Source organism: Clostridium sp., assembly GCF_016650095.1.
Taxonomy (GTDB): domain Bacteria; phylum Bacillota; class Clostridia; order Clostridiales; family Clostridiaceae; genus Clostridium_AD.
The window spans coordinates 1-4,957 of sequence record NZ_JAENWL010000283.1 but is presented as its reverse complement, the minus strand read 5'-3'; the positions used below and the strand labels follow the sequence as shown (position 1 = coordinate 4,957).

The following is a 4,957-nucleotide window of genomic DNA, read 5'->3' as shown; positions in this document are numbered from 1 at the left end:
TGTTTTCAGAAAGGATAGCAACTCTAGTTATTACTGATGCACTATATATAGAAGTTATTGCTCATAAATCAAAAGAACAACAAGAAATTATTAAACGTGCAAGAAGTATAATTGCTACTCGTAGAATGTAAATTCGTATAAGCCCGGTAATCGGAATCTTAATTATTTATTAGTGTTTTTTTTCTATACTTGTTAAGTTAACAGAAAAAAGTTAAAAGTTTAGAGAGTGCCAATCTTCTCGAAGTTCTTAACACAAATTGTAAGAAATCTATAGATTTCTTTCTTGTCTACCGAGCATTAAGTATAGTTGATTTCTTACTTTTGCTTAATTTCTTATAGTACTTTCCGTCTCCTTTTTATGTAATTCTTTAACCCTTAAGTACAGTAGTTTTAAAGCTGCAGTTTCATTATAAAAAGCTCATTTTTTAAAAACTTTTCTATGGCTTGAATTAACACTTTCAATAGCATTTGTTGTGAACATTACCTTTCGACCATACGAAGGATAATTGAATAATTGCTTAACAAATCTCCAATTCCTATTCCAAGTATCTATTGCTCTAGGATAACAACTCAAATTATTTTTAAATCTCTCAAAGCACTTTCTGCAGCTTGTGATGAAACTTTACCATAACTGCTTTTATGTCTTAAATTGTGTTTTTTTAGATTTTCTCTTCAATTTACATTTAGATTCTCAGGGTTTTTACATAGTGTAAATTTAGAATTCTTTATAATTTTAGATTTTTCTATCGGTACTTCGTCTCCCATTTAAGGTCATCTTCTACATCTTTACCCAAGTATCATTCTATCTCTATTGATAGCATATTTTCTAACTCAATCAAGTGATACTTGAGCCCAAGTGATAGGGAGAAAAGGGTCTATACACATTTGAACATATGGAACATATTTATCTATCTATCAACGTCATTACTAACCGTCTTAATATAGTCTATTTGCTCTGTAGCTAATAAGTCAATAAATTTAGTTAATGTAACTGGTTATTCTAGCGCAAATGTACTACCAATCGCAATTTAAGGCACCACCAATATTGCAAAAAGCATCATCCAATATCATAAATAGCACCACTTATGAAATTATTGATATTACTGATGACTTTTTCAATATATTTCTTATAATTTCCTAATCTAAATTTTCCCTAAATAATCTAATTTTACTCATTTTAATGGCTAATTATTTAAAACTTTACCACAGATTATATGGTACCTTTTAATTAGTTAATAAATTATTACAACCACACTCTTGAATATTTTTTTCCCAGAGTTTTGTTATTTCCATGTTCACACTGGTTGTATCAATTTTATAATTTTTGCCTATTGATTTTGCTTTGGATTTTCCTAGGTCGTGGTATGGCATTATTTCAGTATCAATAACTCCAGATAATTGAGATAGTTCTGCAATAACGTTAAAATGTTCCATACAATCATTAATCCCTGGAATTATCGGACATCGTAAATGTATTTTTGCCTTTCCTGTCGATGATAGATATTTCAGATTTTTTATTATTAGTTCATTGCCTACTCCACAGTATTTTTGATGTTGAAAACTATCATAATGTTTAAAATCAAAAAGAAAACTTTCTGTATAGTTAAGTACTTTTGTAAAATTTTTCGTATCTGTATATCCACAGGTTTCAATACAGGCCGAGATGTTTCTTTTCTTTGCCTCCTTCAACAATTCGATAAGGAAAGCCATCTGATAAAATGGTTCACCTCCTGAAATAGTAACTCCACCTCCTGAAGCTTGGTAGTATTTTATATCTTTCTCTACTTCGTTAAAAACTTCTTTTTCAGTGGTTTTTTTTCCTATTATTTCTAGTGCATTTTTTGGACAGTTTTTTATACATAATCCACATCCTGTACAAAGTGCAAAATTTAACACATGGTGTTTGTCTATTACTGAAATTTCAGTATGAACATTGTTGGCACAAATACTGGAACAGGCTTCGCAATAGATACACTTTTCCTCTTTAAATGAAAGTTGTGGCCTTATGTTTTGGGATTCTGGATTATGGCACCATATACAATTTAGTGGACAACCTTTTAGAAATACGGTTGTTCTTATTCCGGGGCCATCGTAGACGCTGTAACGTTGGATATCAAAAATAGTACCTATCATTAATATAGTGTCCTTGAAATAAGTTCTTTTTGCACTTCTTTCTCAAGATCAATAAATCTTGCACTGAAGCCTCCAATTCTTACTAATAGATTCTGGTGATTTTCAGGATGTATCACTGCATCCTTCATTTCTCCAGGACTTATAACTGTTAGCATCAATTGACTTCCACCATTTTGGAAATATACCTTTATTATGGATTGTGTTTTATTCAGCATTCTAGAAGAAAACATTGATTTTGAAAGCTTCAAATTTTGTACAGAACCTGCATGGATTTTAATTGAAGGTTTTACTATAGAGTTTAACATTGCTGTAAGTCCCTTATTATCAGCAGATCCTTGTGGATTGTTAGCATTGGCAAGATAAGTATTGGCTTTTCTTCCATCCGCTGTAGCAGCTGTTATTTTTCCGAGAAGGGTATTTGTATTATTGTTTATTATTACTATAAGATAGCTATCCAACCCCACGACTGAGGCTTGATTTCGAGTAAAATTACAAATGTGTTTATTTACATCAACAAGCATTTTATCTGCAATTTCATTGTCATTTCCATACTTTGGACAATCGATCATCTTTTTCTGAACATCCTCATATCCAATAAAATTAGCTTTCATTGCTTTATAAACTTCCTGCAATGTAACTTCCTTCTTTTTATATACCAGCTCATTAATTGCAGTTAAACTGTCTGCTGTATTAACATTTCCATATGATTCAAGAGTTCCACCAAGATACTTTACACCTCCAGAAAGCAGAGGTTTTTTTCTTTCAATACAATCGTCATAAAGGATGGAAAATGGTAGGAAATCAACTTCTTTTGAAGTTATTTCATATTCAATTTTTTGCTGTTGTGCAGAATAACTAACAAAATATTCAACCTGTCTTTTATAGGCTTTAAACAAATCTCTAAAAGTTTTAAAATCCTCCAAATAACCACAATTAAGGCCTATTTTTTCTTCCGTTTCTAAGTCTCTGCCTCTATTTAAAGTTATTTCTAGAGCTTTTGCCAGGTTTATTATATCACTTGGAGTACCCACGGATTTATGTGCAATTACGTATTCTCCGCAACCAAATGGACAATAGTTGTTAGCCTCTTCAAGGGGAAGATTAAAAGCTTCCGATACTGCCTTTATATTTACATCATCATTATAAAGCATTGGGAAAGTACAACCTTTTCCATTAGCTTCCAAAGCAAGTTTCCAAACATTTTCATTCATTCCTTGGTAACAGCGAAGTGTGAGTTGGGGAACAGTACCTCTGTTTTTCATTATTGCCTTGATCGATAGAATGCAAAATCTATCACTTTCATTTAAATTCTTACGGTCTTTCCCTCCTATAACTATCCTCGTGTCATATATATGGTTTCTGATTTCTAATTGTTTGTAGAAGAGTGATAGTAGCTCCAGAGCTTCCTCTTCTGTTATAATTTTATTATCAATATCTCTAACATAAAATTTCGATATGTAGATATCCATTCTTTCTAAATTGAGACTTCCACTCAGTGTCCACCACAAAAGGACCAGTTGAAGTGCTTGATAAAAAGTTTCAGGAGGTTTTGTTGCTATATGGTTCATACAATCCTTGAGCTTATCATTCTTTTCTAGATCATCTGCATATGTTATGCACACTTTTGAAAAAGTATGTAACCAACTAAGGCATGCTGATAAAAAACTTCTTTCATCTATTTCCCTTTCGGTTGTTTCTATTTTTTTCTTGATTTCATTCTCTAGTCCTGAAATACCCTTATCCAGCAGTTTTGAATAATTAAGTTGAGTTCCGCTCATTCTGTATATTGGATAACTTACTGCCTTATCTTTTGCATAATTTTCAACTTTAAGAGCTTGTGCCATTTCCGTAGGATAGGCTTTTCTTATTTTATTTGTAGTTTTTTCTTTGTCCCAGTACTTTCTGATTTCTGACAATTTTAATTTTAATTTAGCTGAAATATTAATGCTGTTCTCTATCTTTAAAAATAATTCTATGTCAAAACAATAGCCTAGCTGTGAGGCCTCATAATCAGATCCATTAGACTGTGGACTAAACATAAGGGGGGGGTATAGACATCTTGAAACAAAAATTTCACCTTTTTGTTTTTTTATGCATAACTGTGGATACTGAAAATCCAGTATCATAGCTTCTCTATTCCCTTTGTATAAAGGTAGTCCCTCTTTATAAATTTTGGTAAAATTTATAAAATATTGAGCTTTCTGTTCATCATTCATTCCATTAATATCATACATATTTCATGTCTTCCTTTTTTTTAAGCTTTGCACTAATGCTTTGGGGGTTATAACCAATTAGTGGGTTATTCTCTGATATATTTCACGATAAATTCCATTGTTAACTATATTTATCTGTTAGCTGAATGACCTTTCTTATTGATTTGAAACTTTAAGTTCTTTGGATATATATTTTTATTTTCTAACTCAATTATTGGATATAAAATATTATATATAGTTTTTTATTATTAATATTTTTGGCTCTTCGTGATATTCAATGGGTAACTTGTTAATTATATACTAAATAAATTATTTACCCAAAGACTTTTATCTGTTTGGTAAAGCAATTTTAAAGCCGCCACAGAAGAATAGCACAGAATCTAGTAAATTATCTATGTTTTTAAAACCTCTACTTCGATATACAATCTGCTTAATTTTACCATTTAAGGCTTCTACTTTTGCATTACTTATTTTATTCTAGAAGAAAAACTTGCATTTGTAAAGAAAAAAAGAATATTTTTTCTATGGAATAAATATTCATTCTTAAGATGAAAATGATGTTTTATTTTTGTTTAGGTTTATTAAATATACTTTTTTTAAATATTAGAATA

At 30.6% G+C, this 4,957-nt stretch carries 4 protein-coding genes; all 4 read right to left on the bottom strand.

The window, feature by feature from the left end; all coding sequences use genetic code 11:
* Positions 1-418 precede the first annotated feature (418 nt).
* Positions 419-616, bottom strand: coding sequence for a transposase (locus tag JJE11_RS17790; protein ID WP_366927942.1), 198 nt, complete (start codon positions 614-616; stop codon positions 419-421).
* A 608-nt stretch (positions 617-1,224) separates the two neighbouring features.
* On the bottom strand, positions 1,225-2,133 hold the full coding sequence (locus JJE11_RS14520) for a glycyl-radical enzyme activating protein (RefSeq protein ID WP_291636862.1): 909 nt from the start codon (positions 2,131-2,133) through the stop codon (positions 1,225-1,227).
* Positions 2,133-4,367: a pyruvate formate lyase family protein gene (locus tag JJE11_RS14515; RefSeq protein WP_291636861.1), complete on the bottom strand. Its 2,235-nt coding sequence runs from the start codon at positions 4,365-4,367 to the stop codon at positions 2,133-2,135. Before JJE11_RS14515 ends, JJE11_RS14520 begins: the two co-directional genes overlap by 1 nt.
* A gap of 306 nt (positions 4,368-4,673) precedes the next feature.
* Entirely contained in the window at positions 4,674-4,817 is a 144-nt protein-coding gene (locus JJE11_RS17785) for a transposase (RefSeq protein WP_366927941.1), read from the bottom strand.
* Positions 4,818-4,957 lie beyond the last annotated feature (140 nt).